Origin of the sequence: Streptomyces durmitorensis, assembly GCF_023498005.1 — a bacterium.
Lineage (GTDB): Bacteria > Actinomycetota > Actinomycetes > Streptomycetales > Streptomycetaceae > Streptomyces > Streptomyces durmitorensis.
This window is the reverse complement of sequence record NZ_CP097289.1, coordinates 6,144,443-6,162,243: the sequence shown is the minus strand read 5'-3', so window position 1 is coordinate 6,162,243 and position 17,801 is coordinate 6,144,443. Positions and strand designations below refer to the sequence as shown.

Below are 17,801 nucleotides of genomic sequence, written 5' to 3'. Positions count from 1 at the left end.
GGTCAAGCCTTCGTCGGACGCCTGCCGGGAACAACGGCGAAGATCTCATCCTTGAATGAGCGGGGCTCATGGATGAGAAGGGGGTGTGCCGCTTGAGCGGGCTTGAGATACGCGAGCTGGAGTGCTTCATGGCACTCGCCGACGAGCTGCACTTCGGCCGCGCGGGCGAGCGGCTCTACGTCTCGCAGAGCCGCGTCAGCCAGCTGCTGCGGAACCTGGAGCGGCGGATCGGCACCCAGCTCGTGGAGCGGTCGAGCCGACGGGTGCGGCTGACTCCGGCGGGCGAGCGCTTCTTGGCCGAACTGCGCCCTGCGTACGAGGTGTTGAGCGCCACGGTGGACGCGGCGCGGGAGTCTGCGCGGGGAGTCACCGGGCGGCTGCGGATCGGCTTCCAGGGGACGGCGGACGCGCGTCTGATGGGGGCGATCACCGGTTTCCAGGAGCGGCATCCGGGCTGCGTGACGGAGATCGTGGAGGTGCCGTTCGCGGATCCCTTCGGGGCGGTGCGGCACGGGGACGTGGACACGGCGATCGTGCTCCTTCCCGTCGAGGAGCCCGACCTGGTGCTCGGCCCGCTCTTCTCGCGCCAGCAGCAGACGGTCGCGGTGTCGGTACGCCATCCCTTCGCGGGCCGTGCGTCGCTGCGCGCGGACGAGCTGACGGGGACGCCGCTGATCTCCGCGACGGCGCCGGCACCGGCCTACTGGCGCGCGGCGCAGGCGCCCTCTCCCGCCCCCGCGCCTCAGGTGCGCACCCTCCAGGAGGGGCTGACGCTGGTCGCGGCCGGGCGTGGGGCGATGCTGCTGTGCCGCCCCACGGCGGAGTACCACGGGCGGAGTGACGTCACGTTCGTGCCGGTGGAGGGGGTGCCGGATTCGGTGCTCGGGATGGTGTGGCGCCGGGACGGGGAGACGGAGCGGGTGCGGGAGTTCGCGCGGGCGGTGGGGGCAGTCGTCTAGGGGCGGCGTACCTCGAAGTGGAAGCAGCCGTACTCCACGGCCCTGACGTGCACGAGGGCGACCTGCGGGTCGGCGAAGGCCTCCGCGAAGGCGGCGTCGAAGCCTTCCGTCGCGGGGTCCGGGATCTCCATGAGGCGGCCGCCGACGATGTGGCCTTCGGCGTTGTAGCGGCGGAGGGTGCGGAGGGCTCCGGGGCGGGCGAAGGGGTACGCGCCGTCGCCGCCGGGAGCCGGGCCCTCGCAGTCCTGTGCGTGGATGAAGACGGGGCCCTGTTCGTCGTAGGCGCCGGGGGTGGCGCCGGTCTCCTCGGCCCAGCGGCGGAGGGGGGCGTACGAGACGAGGGCGACGTGTTCGCCGGGGGCGGTGGGGCGGAGGCAGCAGCGGAGGGGGGCGCCGCCTTCCGTGTCCACGTAGGGGTTGCAGGGGCGGCCTGCGTCGTCGGTTACGCGGAGTTGCTTGAGGGCGAGGGGGGTTATGGGGCGAGGGATGTACGTCATGGGTTGAGGGTCGCGCGTGGGGATGGGTGGGGCTGGCGGATTTCAGACGTCGTTTTCCCCAACCCCGCCCCTTCCCGGCTGCATCTATTGGCGGCTCCGCCGCGGGCCGCCGGCGCGGGGGCCTTGGTCGCCGCCATCACCGGCTCCGCCGAGTTCGTCCTCAAACGCCGGACGGGCTGAGATTCTCAGCCCGTCCGGCGTTTGAGGCCATCTCTTGGAGGTCCAGGGGGGGCGGACGACCGCTACCAACACCCCCGCATCCGCCGATACCCCTCCCCCAACCCCGCCAGCTCCTCCCCCGTCAACACGTCCTCCACCCGCACGAACCCCTCCGGCGCCCTCTCCGCCACGGCGCGCAGCACCGCGTCCACCGGCATCGACCGATTGGCCAGGGCCACGGCATTGGCGGGGCCCCACCGCTGTGCCTCGTAGGCCCGCAGCCCGTTCACCCGGTCCACCCCGGCAAGGGCCACGCACTGCGCGAGCACCCGCGCGTCAAGTACCGCCTCCGAGCCCCCGCTCGACCCCACGGGGTACATCGGATGGGCCGCGTCGCCCAGGAGTGTCACGGGGCCGCGGCCCCACCACGGCAGGGGGTCCCTGTCCACCATCGGGTACTCCAGGATCCGGCTCGTCGCCCCGGTCGCGGCGAGGAGCGCGGGCACGTCCAAGTCGCCGATCCGCCAGCCCGAGAAGTGCGGAAGGACATCGGAGAGGCGGCCCGAGCGGTTCCAGTCCACCGGGCCCGGCGCCCCGTGGTGATGCCTCGGAAAGCGCACCTCCGCCACCCAGTTGAGCAGCGCACGCCCCCGCGTCTCCGCCTCCCGCGAGATCGGGTAGACGACGAGCTTCGCGGTCGCGTTGCTGCCCGCGAACGCCATCGTCCGGCCGCCGAGCACCGGATCCCACTCGGTGACGCCCCGCCACATCCGGATGCCGTTCCACAGCGGCGGGCCCTCCCCGGGGTGCAGCCGGGCCCGCACCGCCGAGTACAGCCCGTCGGCCCCGATCAGGGCCCGCACCGGCACCGCGAACTCCCGCCCGCGCCGTACATCCCGCAGGGTCACCCGCAGCGCCCCGGACCCCTCAGGCTCCGCGTACCGCACGAAGGCCGTACCGGTCTGGACAGCGTTGTCACCGAGGCGGTCGCGCACCGCGGCAAGGAGGATCAGCTGCAGGGCGCCGCGGTGCAGGGAGTACTGCGGCCAGGGGTGGCCGCGCGCGAGGCCGAGCGGCTCGCCCCAGATGTGGTTGCCGTGCCGGTCGAAGTGGACGGTCTCGGCGGTCGGCACGGCCGTGGCGGCCAGTTCGGCGCCGAGGCCGAGCTCCGTCAACACCTGGACGGCGTGCGGGAGAAGGTTGATGCCGACCCCGACGGGCCGCAGCTCGTCCACCGCGTCGACGACCCGTACCCCGATGCCCGCCGCATGCAGGCTGAGCGCGGTGGTGAGCCCGCCGATCCCGGCTCCCACGACGAGTACGTCGATCATGGGGCGCACCTCGCGCCAGGCAGGCGCGGCAGGCTCGGTAATCGCGGTTGACGCGGTAATCGCAGTGACCGTCGGAGTCCCATGAACGCTCCCCCCGGGGCGTGAGTCGACGCGCGGATGCTAGCGGCACCGCAGCCTGCGAACAATGCCGCACGGCGGCCGCCGGACAATGGCCGGGCACTCCCGCCGACCCACGTGGAAGGATGGCCGGAAACGCCACAAGTCGTACCTGACGTTCCTGAGGAGATGACCGCGTGCCCGGCACCAATCTGACCCGCGAAGAGGCGCAGCAGCGGGCGAAGCTGCTCACCGTTGACTCGTACGAGATCGATCTCGACCTCTCCGGCGCGCAAGAGGGCGGCACCTACCGGTCGGTGACCACGGTGCGCTTCGACTCCGCGGAGGCGGGCGCCGAGACGTTCATCGACCTGGTGGCCCCCGCGGTCCACGAGGTCGTCCTGAACGGCCACTCGCTGGACGTCGCCGCCGTCTTCCGTGACGCGCGCATCGCGCTGAAGCACCTGGAGGCGGGACCCAACGAGCTCAAGGTGGTCGCCGACTGCGACTACACCAACACGGGTGAGGGTCTGCACCGGTTCGTCGACCCGGTCGACCAACAGGCCTATCTCTACACGCAGTTCGAGGTCCCGGACGCGCGCCGCGTCTTCGCGTCGTTCGAGCAGCCCGATCTCAAGGCGACGTTCCAGTTCACCGTGAAGGCGCCGTCCGGCTGGACGGTCGTCTCGAATTCGCCGACGCCCGAGCCCAGCGGTGACGTCTGGGTCTTCGAGCCCACGCCGCGCATGTCGACGTACATCACGGCGCTCATCGTCGGTCCGTATCACTCGGTCCACAGCTCGTACGAGGGTCCTGGCGGCCAGTCGGTTCCGCTCGGCATCTACTGCCGTCCCTCGCTGGCCGAGTTCCTCGACTCGGACGCGATCTTCGAGGTCACCCGGCAGGGCTTCGACTGGTTCCAGGAGAAGTTCGACTACGCGTACCCCTTCGCGAAGTACGACCAGCTCTTCGTGCCGGAGTTCAACGCGGGCGCGATGGAGAACGCGGGCGCGGTGACCATCCGCGACCAGTACGTGTTCCGTTCGAAGGTGACGGACGCGGCGTACGAGACGCGCGCGGAGACCATCCTCCACGAGCTGGCCCACATGTGGTTCGGCGACCTGGTGACGATGGAGTGGTGGAACGACCTCTGGCTGAACGAGTCGTTCGCCACGTACACGTCCATCGCCTGCCAGGCGTACGCGGAGAACTCGCGCTGGCCGCACTCCTGGACGACGTTCGCCAACTCCATGAAGACGTGGGCGTACCGCCAGGACCAGCTTCCCTCCACGCACCCGATCATGGCGGACATCCGCGACCTCGACGACGTGCTCGTCAACTTCGACGGCATCACGTACGCCAAGGGCGCGAGCGTGCTCAAGCAGCTCGTCGCGTACGTCGGCATGGACGAGTTCTTCCGGGGCGTGCAGGCGTACTTCAAGGCGCACGCGTTCGGCAACACGCGCCTGTCCGACCTGCTCGGCGCGCTTGAGGAGACCAGCGGGCGCGACCTGAAGACGTGGTCGAAGAAGTGGCTGGAGACGGCGGGCATCAACGTCCTGCGTCCGGTGGTGGACGTCGACACGACGGGCAAGATCACGTCGTTCGCGGTCAAGCAGGAGGCACCGGCGCTCCCGGCGGGCGCGAAGGGTGAGCCGACACTGCGCCCCCATCGGATCGCGATCGGCTTCTACGACCTCGACGACGCGAGCGGCAAGCTGCTGCGCACGGACCGCGTGGAGCTGGACGTGGACGGCGAACTGACGGCCGTGGACGAGCTGGTGGGCCGCAGGCGCCCCGCGGTGATCCTCCTGAACGACGACGACCTGTCGTACGCGAAGGTCCGCATGGACACGGAGTCGCTCGCCTTCGTGACGGAGCACATCGGCGACTTCGAGGCCTCGCTGCCGCGTGCGCTGTCGTGGGCTTCGGCGTGGGACATGACGCGGGACGCGGAACTGCCCACGCGGGAGTACCTGTCGCTGGTCCTCTCCGGCATCGCCAAGGAGTCGGACATCGGGGTCGTGCAGTCGCTGCACCGCCAGGTGAAGATGGCCCTTGAGCTGTACGCGGCTCCGGCGGGGCGGGACGAGGCGCTGGCCCGTTGGACGGAGGCGACGCTCGCGCACCTCCGCTCGGCGGAGCCGGGCAGTGACCACCAGCTGGCGTGGGCACGGGCGTTCGCGGCGACGGCGCGTACGGAAGAGCAGCTGACGCTGATCGAGGAGCTGGTGTCGGGCAAGCAGGCCATCGAGGGCCTCGCGGTGGACACGGAGCTGCGCTGGGCCTTCGTGCACCGGCTCGCGGCGACGGGGCGGCTCGACGAGGCCGGGATCACGGCGGAGCTCGACCGCGACAAGACGGCCGCGGGCGAGCGGCACGCCGCTTCGGCGCGGGCGGCGCGGCCCACGCCGGAGGCGAAGGCGGAGGCGTGGGCCTCGGTCGTCGAGTCCGACAAGCTGCCGAACGCGATCCAGGAGTCCGTGATCGGCGGCTTCGTCCAGACGGACCAGCGCGAACTCCTCGCCCCGTACACGGAGAAGTTCTTCGCCGCGGTCAAGGGGGCGTGGGACTCGCGCTCGCACGAGATGGCGCAGCAGATCGCGGTGGGCCTGTACCCGTCGCTCCAGGTGTCCCAGGCCACGCTGGACTCGACGGACGCGTGGCTGGCCTCGGCCTCCCCGTCGGCGGCCCTGCGCCGCCTGATCACGGAGTCCCGCGCGGGCGTGGAAAGGGCCCTGCGGGCCCAGTCGGCGGACGCCTGACCCACCGCCGAGGCCGGCGGCTCCCGCCACCCCCGCCGGCCTCGGCCACCAGCCCCCGCCTACCGGCCATCTGCCCCTTCCCGCGCTCCGCGCGGATGCGCCCACCCACCCGCCCGATCACCCCACGGCCACAGGGTGATCGGGACCACCGCCTGAGCGCCACAGCCCACCTTCCCGCGCTGCGCGCGGATCTCTCCCACCCACCCACCCGACTGCCCCGCAGCCACAGGGTGATCGGGACTACTGCCTGAGCGCCGCCCCCCGACTTCCCAACTTCCCGCGCTGCGCGCGGATCCTTCCCACCCACCCACCCGATTGCCCCGGGGTGATCGGGTGGGCGGGCGGGAGAATCCGCGCGCAGCGCGGAAAGGCAGGCGTCAGCCACGGAGTATCGGGTGGGCGGGTGGGGAAGATCCGCGCGAAGCGCGGGAGTCGGAAGGCGGCCCGCAGACGCAGAACCCGACCACCCATCCACTGCGGAGTATCGGGCGGGCGGGCGGGAAAGATCCGCGCGAAGCGCGGGAAGTCGGGGGCGGCCCGCAGACGCAGGATCCGGCCACGCTGGCACTGCGGAGTATCGGGCGGGTGGGTGGGAGAGATCCGCGCGGGAGTCGGAAGGCGGCCCGCAGGCGAGGGGCCCGGACCGCCCCCGAGCCGCGGCGCACCCCCGCCGCGGAGTTACTCCGCCTCCGCCCCCCGCAGGGGAACCGCCCGGAGCGCCGACAAGACCCTGCTGACCGCCGCGCCCCCCGCGGCCCCGCGGCGAACCGCCGCCACCACATGGCGGCGGGGCCGGTCCGCGGACAGGGACCGCATCACCACGCCGTCACGGCGGACCGCCGCCATCCGTGGGACCAGAGCGACCCCCATCCCCGCCTCCACCATCGCCAGGATCGCCGTCCAGCCGGAGGCGGAATGCGCCTGCTCGGGCGTGAACCCGGCCCCCTCGCACGCCGCCCGCGTGATCTCCGACCAGGGACCGCTCCCCCCGAAGATCCACGGCTCCGCCGCCAAATCCGCGAGCCTCAGACCCTCCACCTCCGCCAGCGCGTGATCCACCGGAAGTGCCACGTCCAGCGGGTCCGCGAGCAGCGACTCCCGCGTGAAGCGCGTGTCCGCGTCCGCCGCGGCCGGCGCCGTCACCGCCAAGGAGAGGGCCACGTCCACCTCCCCCGCGGCCAGCAACTCGTACGCCTCCGCCGCCTCCACCTCACGAACCCGCACCGAGATCCCCGGCGCCGCGGCCCTCAGCTCCCGCACCGCGGGTACGACCAGCGCGGGCACCGCGGTCGAGAACGCCCCGACCCGCACCTCCCCCGCCTCACCCTGCGCGTACGCGGCCAACTCCGCGTCAGCCAGCTCAAGTTGGGCGAAGACCGCCTCCGCGTGACGCAGCACGAGGTGCGCCGCGTCCGTCAGGCGGACCCGCCGCCCGTGCGCCTCAAGGAGCGGCACCCCCAGCTGCTTCGCGAGGTTGGACAGCTGCTGCGACACCGCCGACGGCGTCATCCGCAGCGCCTGCGCCGTCGCCGTGACCGTGCCCCGCTCACTCAACGTACGCAGGATCTGCAGCTTCTTGATGTCCCACTCACTCATGGAGTCAACGTACCGACTGGTCAGGAGAGGTGATCCCACGGGACGCGCCCCCTACTCCGAGCGCGGCTTCGCGCGTGCCGCGCCCAGCACGACCCCGCCCAGGATCAGCGCCATGCACATCACCTGCAACCACCCCATCGCCTCGCCGAGCACCGCGAAGGAGAGCAGGGCGACGCACACCGGCTGGAGGTAGTAGATGACCCCGGCACGCGCGGCGCCGATGATCGAGATCGCCTTGTTCCAGGCGAAGAAGGCGATCGCGGAGGAGACGACACCGACGTACAGGAGTAGGGAGATGGTGCCGACGGTCGGCTCGAAGCCGCCCTGGAGTACATAGCTGGCCACGAACACCGGAAGCAGCATCAGCGCGCCGAGCGTGAACGTCGCGAACAGGAACGGCAGTCCGCCGATCTCCGCCGGCTTGCGCTTGAGCAGCGCGCTGTACGAGCCGAAGGAGACGGCCCCCGCGATCACCCACAGGTCACCCACCGCGAAGTCCATGGAGAGCGATCCCCCGGAGACCAGGACCAGGACGCCCGCGCAGGCGATCAGCATGCCGGTCACGCGGCGCGCGCCGAGCCTCGCGCCGCCGAGACGCTCGTACACCGCCATCAGGACCGGTGACGCCGCCATGATCATGCCCATGTTGCCCGCGGTGGTGGTGACGCCCGCCTGGTTGACCAGGGTGTTGTAGATGGTGACGCCGAGGAGCGAGGCGGCGAGCAGGAAGCCGATGTGCTTGCGGAGCAGGGCCCGCTGCCGCCACGTCTGGCGCGCCGCGAACGGCGCCACCGCCACGATCGCGATGATCCAGCGCCAGAACGCGTGCTGGATGGGCGGCACGCTGTCGGCCAGGGCGCGCGAAGTGACGAAGCTGCCCGACCAGACGACCGTGGCGAGCGCCGCGAGGGCGAGGCCGATACCGATGGGGCCTGCGGCCCGCTGCGCCGCGCCCACCGCCGTCGACGCGGGTGACGCGGGTGACGCGGGTGACGCGGGTGACGCGGTGCGGATGGGGGGCGTCCGGTCCAGGACAGTCACTGATATCCCTTGTCTCTCTCCCGGTCGGCCCGGGAAACACGAACCCCGCCTGGGTGGGCACCACCCGGCGGGGATCTCTTGGCTGATCTCTTGGTTGGTTGCGGGACTACCGTTGCACTCCCACACCCATCAGGTCCATCGAATCTTTTCGAGGATTCTTTGAAGCTGGACTGAACGGTTCCGGACTGAACGGTTCCAGACCGAACGGTTCCGGACCGAACGGTTCCTGCTCTACGCCGCGCCCCACTCCCCCAGCGCCGCCCGCACCGCCCCCGCATCCGCCCCGTCCGCCGCCCACGCCACATACCCGTCGGGCCGGACCAGGACAGTCGTACCCCGCCCAATCGCCCAGTGCGTCACGACCGCACGCCCCGCGTCGTACTCCGCCCCCTCCGGAGCGATCAGCACGAACTCGCCCTCGCGCAGAACCTCGTACAGCCGCCCCTCCTTGAGCGCGACGTCCGGAGCGCGGCGCCCGGCCATGCGGTGGGCGCCCTTCGGGGCCGGGTAGGCGTAACCGATGCCGGTGATCTGGCCGATCGCCTTGTCCCGGATCGGGGACACGGCGTTGATGAAGGACGCGAGCACGGCGCGGGCCGCGATCGACCACGGGCGCTTGGCCATCGCGAGCCGCACGATCCCGCCGCTGCTGCGCAGGACCGCCTTGCCGATGGGGTGCCGCTCCGACTGGTAGGTGTCGAGGAGGCCTTCCGGCGCACGGCCCTCGACCGCCGCCACCAGCTTCCAGCTCAGGTTCACGGCGTCCTGGAGGCCGGTGTTCATGCCCTGCGCGCCCGCCGGGGTGTGGACGTGCGCGGCGTCACCGGCGAGGAAGACCCGGCCGACCCGGTACTCGGGCGCCTGGCGCTCGTCGCTGTGGAAGCGGGACATCCAGCGGGCGTCGTGCATGCCGTAGTCGCGGCCGAGCGCGAGGCGGGTGATCTCCTTGACCTCTTCGAGGTCAAGGGGCTCGCTGTCGGGGACGTTGTGGGCGCGGTTCCAGCCGATGACGCGGTAATAGCCGTCGGCGAAGGGCGCGATGAAGGCGAAGGCGTCACCTGCGGCGTTCACCGTGAGGACCGACTCGGGCTTCTCGGCGAGCTTCACGTCGGCGAGGACAAGGGAGCGGATCGCGGACTTCCCGGGGAAGGGCAGGCCGATGGCCTTGCGGACCGGGCTGTGCAGTCCGTCCGCGCCGACGACGTACGCGGCCCTTCGCGTGCCCGACTCCCCACCGGGGCCCCGGACTTCGAGCGTCACGCCGTCCGCGTCCTGGGTGAGCCCGGTGACCTCGTTCTCGTACCGGAAGTCGACGCCGGCCGCGATCGCCCGACGCTCCAGGACCCGCTCCACCTCGTACTGCGGAAGGACCAGGAGGTGGTTGTAGCGCGAGGGCAGTTTGTCGAGGCCCACTTCGAGGCGGGCGAAGAGGCGCAGGCGGTCGAGCGTCCTGCCCTTGGCCTCCAGCTCGTCGGCGAGACCGCGCGCGTCGAGCTGTTCGAGGGTGCGGGCATGCAGCACGAGGGCGCGCGAGAGGTTGCTGATCTCGTGCGGCCGCTTCTCCAGCAGGGTGACGGGGACGCCCGCGGCGGCCAGGTCCCCGGCGAGCAGCAGCCCGGTGGGACCGGAGCCGACGACGATCACGGCAGGGTTCGCGGTGCCGGTCGTGTCCTGGGTTCCGTTCATGGCGGCCTCCTCGTGGCTTGTGCCAACAACTGTTGGTCAACGCTTGTTGGCTAACGTAGGGCCGGCGTCCTGGACTGTCAACACATGTTGGCCTACGCTTGTTGGCATGACTGAAAGTGCACCCGCTCCAGCGACTCGGACGGCCGTCGAAGCGCCCGCGGCACCCACAGCACCCGCGGCACCACCCCGCCGCTCCGATGCGACCCGCGGCGCGATCCTGGCCGCCGCCCGTGAGCGGTTCGCCGCCGACGGCTATGAACGGGCCACCATCCGCGCCATCGCCAAGGACGCGCGGATCGATCCGTCGATGGTGATGCGCTATTACGGCAACAAGGAGGGCCTGTTCGCCGCGGCCTGCGCCATCGATCTGCGGCTGCCCGATCTCGGCGCGGTGCCGCGCGAGGACGTCGGACGGGCCCTGGTGAGGCACTTCCTCGACGTCTGGGAGACCGACGAGGTGCTGACCGCGATGCTCCGCGTCGGCATCACGAACGAGGCGGGTGCCGAGCGCATGCAGGGCATCTTCAAGGACCAGCTGCTGCCGGTCGCGCGCCACGTCTGCCCCGACCCCGCCGACGCCCCCGCGCGGGCCGGGCTCTGTGCCTCACAGATCCTCGGCATGGCGCTGACCCGCTATGTGCTGCGGTTTCCGCCGGTGGTCGCGCTGTCCGGCGAGGAGGTCGTGGACTGGGCCGGACCGACGGTCCAGCGCTACCTCACGGCCGAGCGGCCCTGAGACGAGACGTACGCGGCCTGAGACGTACGCGGCCTTACGCGCACGCCCGCGTGACACACACGTAGGGGCTCTTCGTCGATGTGTGCACGCGTGCGTACGTCGGCGAAGAGCCCCTACGGAGAACTGCGGGAACTCTGGAAGCGAAGTGGCGTCAGCCCTGCTTCTCCTGCTTGCGGGACTTGTCACCGACCATGACCAGGCCCGCGATCACCAGGAACAGCACGATGGGTGCCACGACATAGAGGCCGAGCGTGTCGATCACACTCAGACCGGGACCCGGGTCGTCACCGTCGTCGCGCGTGAGCGCGAGCGCGGGGGACGACATGAGCAGCATCATCAGCGTCGTACCGGAAGCCAGGGCGCCGGCGCGCAGGGCGTTCTTCTTGTCCACGGTGCCAACGTAGCGAACTGCTAAACGGGCCGCGCGCCCGGGGGTGCCGTACGGGGCTCCCCGCGGGTGCGGAACACGTCCATGAACGCGTGCACGCGGGGTGAGGCGGCGAGTTCCTCCAGGGTGACGGGGCGGCCTTCGGCGTCGGCGACCGGCAGCCGCCAGTTGGGGTACTGGTCCCAGGTGCCGGGGAGGTTCTGCGGGCGGCGGTCGCCGACCGCGTCCGGCAGCCATACGCCGATCATGCGGGCCGGGGTGGCGAGCAGGAAGCGGTGGACGGCGCGGATCTCCTCCTGCTCGTTGCCACCGCCGCCGGGCAGCATCCCGAGGCGGGAGAGCAGCGCGAGCCACTCCGCCACATCGGCCGCCGCCTCGGCCCGCTCGAAGGCCGCGGGGCGGGCGAGCAGGCCGAGCCTGTCCCGGAGTTGGACGTGCTCACCGGTGATGCGGGCCGCGGTGGACGGCAGGTCGTGGGTGGTGGCGGTGGCCAGGCAGTCCGCGCGCCACCGCTCGGGCGGCAGCGGCCGTCCCGTGCCGGTCCAGTCCCGCTCGAACCAGAGCACGGAGGTGCCGAGCACGCCGTGCCGCTGGAGGGTCTCGCGGACGCCCGGCTCCACGGTGCCGAGGTCCTCGCCGATGACGAGGGCGCCCGCGCGGTGCGCCTCCAGGGCGAGGACGGCGAGCATCGCATCGGCGTCGTACCGGACATACGTTCCCTCGGTGGGCGCGCGGCCCTCCGGGACCCACCAGAGCCGGAAGAGCCCCATCACGTGGTCGATGCGGATCGCGCCCGCGTTGCGCAGCAGTGCGCGCAGGAGGGCGCGGTAGGGGGCGTACCCGGACTCGGCCAGGCGGTCGGGGCGCCAGGGCGGCAGGCCCCAGTCCTGGCCGCGCGCGTTGAACGCGTCCGGCGGGGCGCCCGCCGACATGCCCGCGGCGAAGTGCCGCTGCTGCGCCCAGGCGTCGGCTCCCGCCGGGTGCACGCCGACCGCGAGGTCGTGCACGAGGCCGATGCCCATGCCGGCGTCGCGCGCGGAGCGCTGCGCGGCGGCGAGTTGGGCGTCGGTGAGCCAGGCGAGACGGCAGTGGAAGTCCACGCGATCCATCAACTCGCGGCGGGCGCGGGCGGTCCGGGGCGATGCGGGGTCGCGCAGGGGCGCGGGCCAGGTGTGCCAGTCGGGGCCGTACCGCTCGGCGAGCGCGTACCAAGTGGCGTGGTCCTCAAGGGCTTCGCCGTGCTCGGCGAGGAAGTCGTTGTAGGCGGCGCGCCGTCCGGGTCCGAGCGGGACCTCGCGGATCAGCTCCAGGGCCTTGAGCTTGAGCGCCCAGACCGTGTCGCGGTCGATCAACTGGCCCTGCTGGAGGACGGATTCGCGCAGCGCGGCGGCTCGGCGCGTGAGATGCGCGGCCAGATCGCGGGCCTCGCCCTCCAGGTGGGCGTACTCGGGAATGTCCTCGACCCGCAGGTGGACGGGGTCGGGGAAGCGGCGCGACGACGGGCGGTACGGAGAGGGGTCGGACGCTCCGTCCTGGGGCTTCGGGACCGCTGCGTGCAAAGGGTTGACCTGCACGAATCCCGCGCCAAGAGCCCGCCCTGACCAGGCGGCGAGCTCGGCGAGGTCCCCGAGGTCGCCCATGCCCCAGGAGCGGCGGGAGAGGAGGGAGTAGAGCTGGACGAGAATTCCGTACGATTTCTCGCGCGGGGGCGGTAAGCGGTGCGGGGCGACTATTAAGTGGGCGGTGGCTGTTTGGGCGTCCGGGGTCGTGGCTCGGAGCCGGTGTACGCCCAGTGGCAGGGGCGGCGCCTCTCGTGGCTCTGCCTGTGCGCCGCTTCGCGGCGATGTCTCCCTCCCACCCACCCGATTGCCCCGCGGCGCGATCTCCGGGAACTCCACCCGCTCCCCCCACTCCGTCTCCACCCACACCCGCGTCCCCGGCGGCAGCCCGGCCCAGGGCGGGGGTGCCTCAGGGGTCCCCTGCCACACCACGACCGTCGGCGGCAGCAGGCGGGCGGCCAGCTCGGCCTCGCGGGACGTGAGGGCACGCCGCACCGCATCGGGGGTGCTCGCGTCCACGTCGAGGGCGGCCAGGGCCGCGATCACCGCGGCGTCGGCGGCCGGAACCGTTCGGTCCGGGGACGGGGAGTAAGAAGTCGCCACGCCATGCAGGTCGGCAAGGCGGGAAAGTCCGGTGGGGCCGGTGGGGCCGGTGGGCCCGGCGGTGGAGCCGGTCGTGGGTCCGGTCGCTCCGGGTGGGGCCACTTAGACCCCCATGTAGGCCAGACCCGACGCGGTGCCGGTGGAGGTGGGCTCGCTGGTCAGCGGGGCGGCGTCGGCGAGCGGAGGCTCACTGGTCAGGGGTGCGGCGTCGGCCAGCGGGGGCTCGCTGGTCAGGGGCGGCTCCAGGCAGCCGCAGGCGCAGGATCCGTCGAGTCCCGAGTCGGGACCGGACACCTGTTTGGAGAGGGCGTCGAGGAGGAGATTCGCGGAAGCGGGCACGTAGGGCTCCAATGTCAGGGGGCAGGTCTTCGGCAGACCTACCCAGTACGCGGGATCGCAGACATATCCGTTGTATGAACGTGCGCGTACTCACATTCGTTTCTCTGAGTGGGGGCCCGGACGCAAGATCTTCCTTTTCCCCGCTCCCGTCCCTGCCCCGATCCGGGGCAGTCATTCCAAGCCCCTCCAGCACTTTTGAGCGAACCGGGCCATGACACCGGACATGACACCGGCCATGACCACGGCCCTGGCCCGCCAATGTCACAGGGAAGAAAACCCCCACAACACCCACGCCCGTTGACACTCCCACCACGCGAGTGGTGGGCTCAGTGACACCCTGAGACAACCGACGCACCACACGTGATCACCAGGACGAGGGACAACGAGGAGAGGGCCGTGCAACTGCGGCGCAGGAAGGGCGCGGCGGCCATCGCCGTCGCCGTCATCGCAGGCGCCCTCACCGGTGCCCCCGGCGCCATCGCCGCCCCCGGCCTCCCCGGAAAGCCCGGCACCCCGGCCACGTCCCCGGACGACGACCGGGAGAGCGACGGCACCCTCCCGCCGGTCTGGCCCCGCCCCCAGTCGATGACCACGGCCGGGACGCAGGTCACCGTCACCGACGAGGTCGTCCTGGCCACCGGCCGGGACCCGGACCCGTACGCCATGGACGCCCTGCGTGCCCTCCTGCGTGACGCGGGGGCCCGCGAGATCACCGAGGTCAAGGACGGCGACCCGCTGCCCGCGGGCGGCGGGAGGCTCGTCGTCCGCGCCGACGGCACGGGAGCCGACCAGGCCCTGCGCACCCTCGGCGCCCGTGCCCGCGGCGACCTGCCCTCCGGCGGCTACCGCCTCGCGGTGGGCCGGATCGGCGGCCAGGACACCATCGCCCTCGCGGGCGCGGGAGAGGACGGTCTCTTCCACGGCGTGCAGACCCTGCGCCAGCTGGTCACGAAGGGCAGCGCCAGGAGCACCGTCCCCGGCGTGCAGATCCGCGACTGGCCCGGCACCGCGGTCCGCGGCATGACAGAGGGCTTCTACGGGACCCCGTGGACCCGTGAGCAGCGCCTGGACCAGCTGGACTTCATGGGCCGCACGAAGCAGAACCGCTATCTCTACGCCCCCGGCGACGACCTCTACCGCCAGGCACGCTGGCGCGAGCCGTACCCCGCGGAGCAGCGCGCCGACTTCCGCGCCCTAGCCGAGCGGGCCAAGCAGAACCACGTGACGCTCGCCTGGGCCGTCGCCCCCGGCCAGGCCATGTGCATGTCGTCCGACAAGGACATCAAGGCCCTGAACCGCAAGATCGACGCGATGTGGGCCCTGGGCGTGCGCGCCTTCCAGCTGCAGTTCCAGGACGTCAGCTACAGCGAGTGGCACTGCGACGCGGACGCCGACGCCTTCGGTTCGGGGCCCGACGCCGCCGCGAAGGCGCAGTCCCGCGTCGCCAACGCCGTATCGGCGCACCTGGCCGAGCGCCACCCCGGCGCGAAGCCGCTCTCGCTGATGCCCACGGAGTACTACCAGGACGGCTCCACCGAGTACCGCGACGCCATCGCGGACCGCCTCGACGAGGGCATCGAGGTGGCGTGGACCGGCGTGGGCGTGGTCCCCAAGACCATCACCGGGCGTGAACTGGCGGGCGCCCGCAAGGCGTTCGGCTCGCATCCGCTGGTGACGATGGACAACTACCCCGTCAACGACTTCGCGCAGGACCGTATCTTCCTCGGCCCCTACACCGGCCGTGAGCCCGCCGTGGCCACCGGCTCGGCGGCGCTGCTCGGCAACGCCATGGAGCAGCCATCGGCCTCCCGCATCCCCCTGTTCACGGCCGCCGACTACGCCTGGAACCCCCGCGCCTACCGCCCGCACGAGTCCTGGCTCGCCGCGATCGACGACCTCTCGAGCGGCGACGCGAAGGCGCGCGGCGCCCTGCGTGCCCTCGCGGGCAATGACGCGTCCTCCGTGCTCGGCGCCGACGAATCGGCGTACCTGCGCCCGCTCATGGACGACTTCTGGCGCGCGCGCACGACGACGGACGGCGCCCGCATCGAGAAGTCCGCACAGGCCCTGCGGGATGCCTTCACCGTCATGAAGGAGGCGCCGCGGCGGCTCGCCGACAGCGACCTCGACACCGAGGTGCGTCCCTGGGTGCAGCAGTTGGCGCGCTATGGGGAGGCCGGCGAGACGGCGGTCGACATGCTGCGCGCGCAGTCCACCGGCGACGGCGCGGCCGCCTGGCGCGCGTCGCGCACCCTGACCGGGCTCCAGAAGGACCTGAAGGCGAGCAGGGTGACCGTCGGCAAGGGCGTCCTCGCGCCCTTCCTGACGCGGTCGCAGAAGGCGTACGGCACGTGGGCGGGGCTCGACAGCGAGCAGGCGTCGGACCGCGCGACGGTCCGCGTCCCCCGCGCCCGCCCCCTCACGGCGGTGACGGCCCTGACCGACCCCGGCACGAAGGGCAGCATCGAGGCCCACGTCCCGGGCGAGGGCTGGCGCCGCATCGCCGCCCTGTCCGGCACGGGCTTCACCGAGGCCAAGCCCGCCGAGTCCGCCGAGTCCAAGGACACCGCCCCGCGCGCCGACGCCGTCCGCGTCACGGTCATCGAGGGCACCGTCCGCCACGTCGTCCCCTGGTACGCCGACTCCCCCGACGCCCGCTTCTCGCTGGGCCGCACCGAGGCCGACGTGGAGATCGGCGGCGGCCCGCAGCGGGTCACGGCGAAGCTGACGTCCCTGCGCCCCGGCGACGTGGAGGGCAAGGTCACGGCGAAGGCCCCCAAGGGCATCGAGGTACGCACCCCTCAGAAGTCCACGCTGCCGCGCGGCACGCAGGTGGACGTCCCGGTCGACGTCACGGTCCCGGCGGGCACGCGCTCGGGGACGTACGAGATCCCGGTCACCTTCGACGGCCAGACCCGGACGGTCTCGGTGCGCGCCTACCCGCGCACCGAAGGGCGCGACCTGGCACGCGGCGCGAAGGCCTCCTCGTCGGGCGACGAGACGAAGGACTTCCCGGCGTCCGGCGCCAATGACGGCGACCCCACGACCCGCTGGTCCTCACCGGCCGAGGACGGCGCCTGGTGGCAGCTGGAGCTCGACGAGCCGGTCAGGCTCGGCCAGGTGGTCCTGCGCTGGCAGGACGCGTACGCGGCGGGCTACCGCGTGCAGACCTCCGCCGACGGGAAGACCTGGCGCACGGCGGCCACCGTGAAGGACGGCAAGGGCGGCCGCGAGGCGGTGCGCATGGACGCCCGTGACACTCGTTACATCCGGGTGCAGGGCGACAAGCGGGCCACGCGGTTCGGCTACTCGCTGTGGTCGGTCGAGGCGTACGCCGTGGCCGCGGCCGCCGAGGAGTGACGGCGGCCGACGGCCACGTACAGGCCCCGCGCAGGCGGCCGCGTACAACAGAGCCCGGATCGATTTCTAGGCTGAAATGCCATCGATCCGGGCCATCGCGTCATCCGCGCCGAACGGCTGCAAGTACGGCAGCCAGCGCGGATCCCTGTGCCCGGTCCCGATGATGCGCCACGCGAGCCCCGAGGGCGGCGCGGGCTTGTGACGCAGGCGCCACCCCAGCTCCAGGAGATGGCGGTCCGCCTTGGTGTGGTTGCAGCGGCGGCATGAAGCCACCACGTTCTCCCAGGCGTGCTGACCGCCACGGCTCTTCGGAATGACGTGGTCGACGCTGGTTGCGACGCCACCGCAGTACGCACACCGACCGCCGTCGCGGGCGAAGAGCGCCCGCCTGGTCAGAGGAACGGGCCCCCTGTAAGGGACCCGGACGAACCGCTTGAGGCGGACCACGCTGGGTGCGGGGACAGTGCGCGTTGCGCTGTGCATGAAGGCGCCGGATTCCTCGAGGCAGAGAGCCTTGTTCTCCAGGACGAGGACGAGCGCGCGGCGGAGCGGTACGACACCCAATGGCTCGTACGACGCATTGAGGACCAGGACGTGCGGCACGGATGCCTCCTATTACGCCGGCGGCGCGTGGCTCGCGCCGGGACGATCTGTAGCCAGTCTCCCCTCATGCCTGGTCCAAGCGCCACCATCCGCTGGTAACGGGCTCGGAGTGTTTTCGACCA

General features: G+C 72.0%; 13 protein-coding genes. 4 read left to right on the top strand and 9 right to left on the bottom strand.

What is annotated here, in order from left to right; translation table 11 throughout:
• The first annotated feature begins 68 nt into the window (after positions 1-68).
• Complete coding sequence (locus M4V62_RS27505; RefSeq protein WP_249589890.1) at positions 69-959, top strand: LysR family transcriptional regulator; 891 nt, start codon at positions 69-71, stop codon at positions 957-959.
• Here M4V62_RS27505 and M4V62_RS27500 read toward each other — a convergent pair.
• Together M4V62_RS27500 and M4V62_RS27495 are read right to left on the bottom strand one after the other, a co-directional pair.
• Positions 956-1,456 carry a DUF1203 domain-containing protein gene (locus tag M4V62_RS27500; RefSeq protein WP_249589889.1) on the bottom strand — a complete coding sequence of 167 codons (501 nt, stop codon included), beginning with the start codon at positions 1,454-1,456 and terminating at the stop codon, positions 956-958. The genes M4V62_RS27505 and M4V62_RS27500 overlap by 4 nt on opposite strands.
• Before the next feature lie 242 nt (positions 1,457-1,698).
• The gene (locus M4V62_RS27495) at positions 1,699-2,946 is read right to left on the bottom strand and encodes a flavin-dependent oxidoreductase (protein ID WP_249589888.1); all 1,248 of its coding nucleotides are present in this window, start codon (positions 2,944-2,946) and stop codon (positions 1,699-1,701) included.
• 254 nt (positions 2,947-3,200) lie between these two features.
• On the opposite strand from M4V62_RS27495, the gene pepN reads away from it, so the two are divergent.
• The gene (gene pepN, locus M4V62_RS27490; RefSeq protein ID WP_249589887.1) at positions 3,201-5,768 is read left to right on the top strand and encodes an aminopeptidase N; all 2,568 of its coding nucleotides are present in this window, start codon (positions 3,201-3,203) and stop codon (positions 5,766-5,768) included.
• 678 nt (positions 5,769-6,446) lie between these two features.
• On the opposite strand, the gene M4V62_RS27485 is transcribed toward pepN, so the two are convergent.
• From M4V62_RS27485 to M4V62_RS27475, 3 genes are all read right to left on the bottom strand, one after another.
• Positions 6,447-7,364 (bottom strand): LysR family transcriptional regulator, encoded by a 918-nt coding sequence (locus M4V62_RS27485; protein WP_249589886.1) that lies wholly within the window; start codon positions 7,362-7,364, stop codon positions 6,447-6,449.
• A gap of 51 nt (positions 7,365-7,415) precedes the next feature.
• Positions 7,416-8,405, bottom strand: a complete 990-nt coding sequence (locus tag M4V62_RS27480) for a DMT family transporter (RefSeq protein ID WP_425574987.1) — start codon at positions 8,403-8,405, stop codon at positions 7,416-7,418.
• Positions 8,406-8,636: 231 nt separating this feature from the next.
• Positions 8,637-10,091 (bottom strand): FAD-dependent monooxygenase, encoded by a 1,455-nt coding sequence (locus tag M4V62_RS27475; RefSeq protein ID WP_249589885.1) that lies wholly within the window; start codon positions 10,089-10,091, stop codon positions 8,637-8,639.
• A 106-nt stretch (positions 10,092-10,197) separates the two neighbouring features.
• Here M4V62_RS27475 and M4V62_RS27470 point away from each other — a divergent pair, with 106 nt between their 5' ends.
• Positions 10,198-10,827 (top strand): TetR/AcrR family transcriptional regulator, encoded by a 630-nt coding sequence (locus M4V62_RS27470; protein ID WP_249589884.1) that lies wholly within the window; start codon positions 10,198-10,200, stop codon positions 10,825-10,827.
• Between the two features lie 151 nt (positions 10,828-10,978).
• On the opposite strand, the gene M4V62_RS27465 is transcribed toward M4V62_RS27470, so the two are convergent.
• The 3 genes from M4V62_RS27465 to M4V62_RS27455 form a co-directional block, all read right to left on the bottom strand.
• Positions 10,979-11,218, bottom strand: coding sequence for a hypothetical protein (locus tag M4V62_RS27465; protein ID WP_160505069.1), 240 nt, complete (start codon positions 11,216-11,218; stop codon positions 10,979-10,981).
• A gap of 20 nt (positions 11,219-11,238) precedes the next feature.
• On the bottom strand, positions 11,239-13,386 hold the full coding sequence (gene malQ / locus M4V62_RS27460; RefSeq protein WP_249593020.1) for a 4-alpha-glucanotransferase: 2,148 nt from the start codon (positions 13,384-13,386) through the stop codon (positions 11,239-11,241).
• A gap of 93 nt (positions 13,387-13,479) precedes the next feature.
• Positions 13,480-13,716, bottom strand: a complete 237-nt coding sequence (locus M4V62_RS27455; RefSeq protein ID WP_249589883.1) for a hypothetical protein — start codon at positions 13,714-13,716, stop codon at positions 13,480-13,482.
• A 396-nt stretch (positions 13,717-14,112) separates the two neighbouring features.
• Between M4V62_RS27455 and M4V62_RS27450 the strand changes: the two genes are divergently transcribed.
• Positions 14,113-17,076 carry a glycoside hydrolase family 84 protein gene (locus M4V62_RS27450; protein ID WP_249593019.1) on the top strand — a complete coding sequence of 988 codons (2,964 nt, stop codon included), beginning with the start codon at positions 14,113-14,115 and terminating at the stop codon, positions 17,074-17,076.
• Between the two features lie 66 nt (positions 17,077-17,142).
• Here the strand turns inward: M4V62_RS27450 and M4V62_RS27445 are convergent, their stop codons facing one another.
• The gene (locus tag M4V62_RS27445; RefSeq protein WP_249589882.1) at positions 17,143-17,679 is read right to left on the bottom strand and encodes an HNH endonuclease; all 537 of its coding nucleotides are present in this window, start codon (positions 17,677-17,679) and stop codon (positions 17,143-17,145) included.
• Positions 17,680-17,801 lie beyond the last annotated feature (122 nt).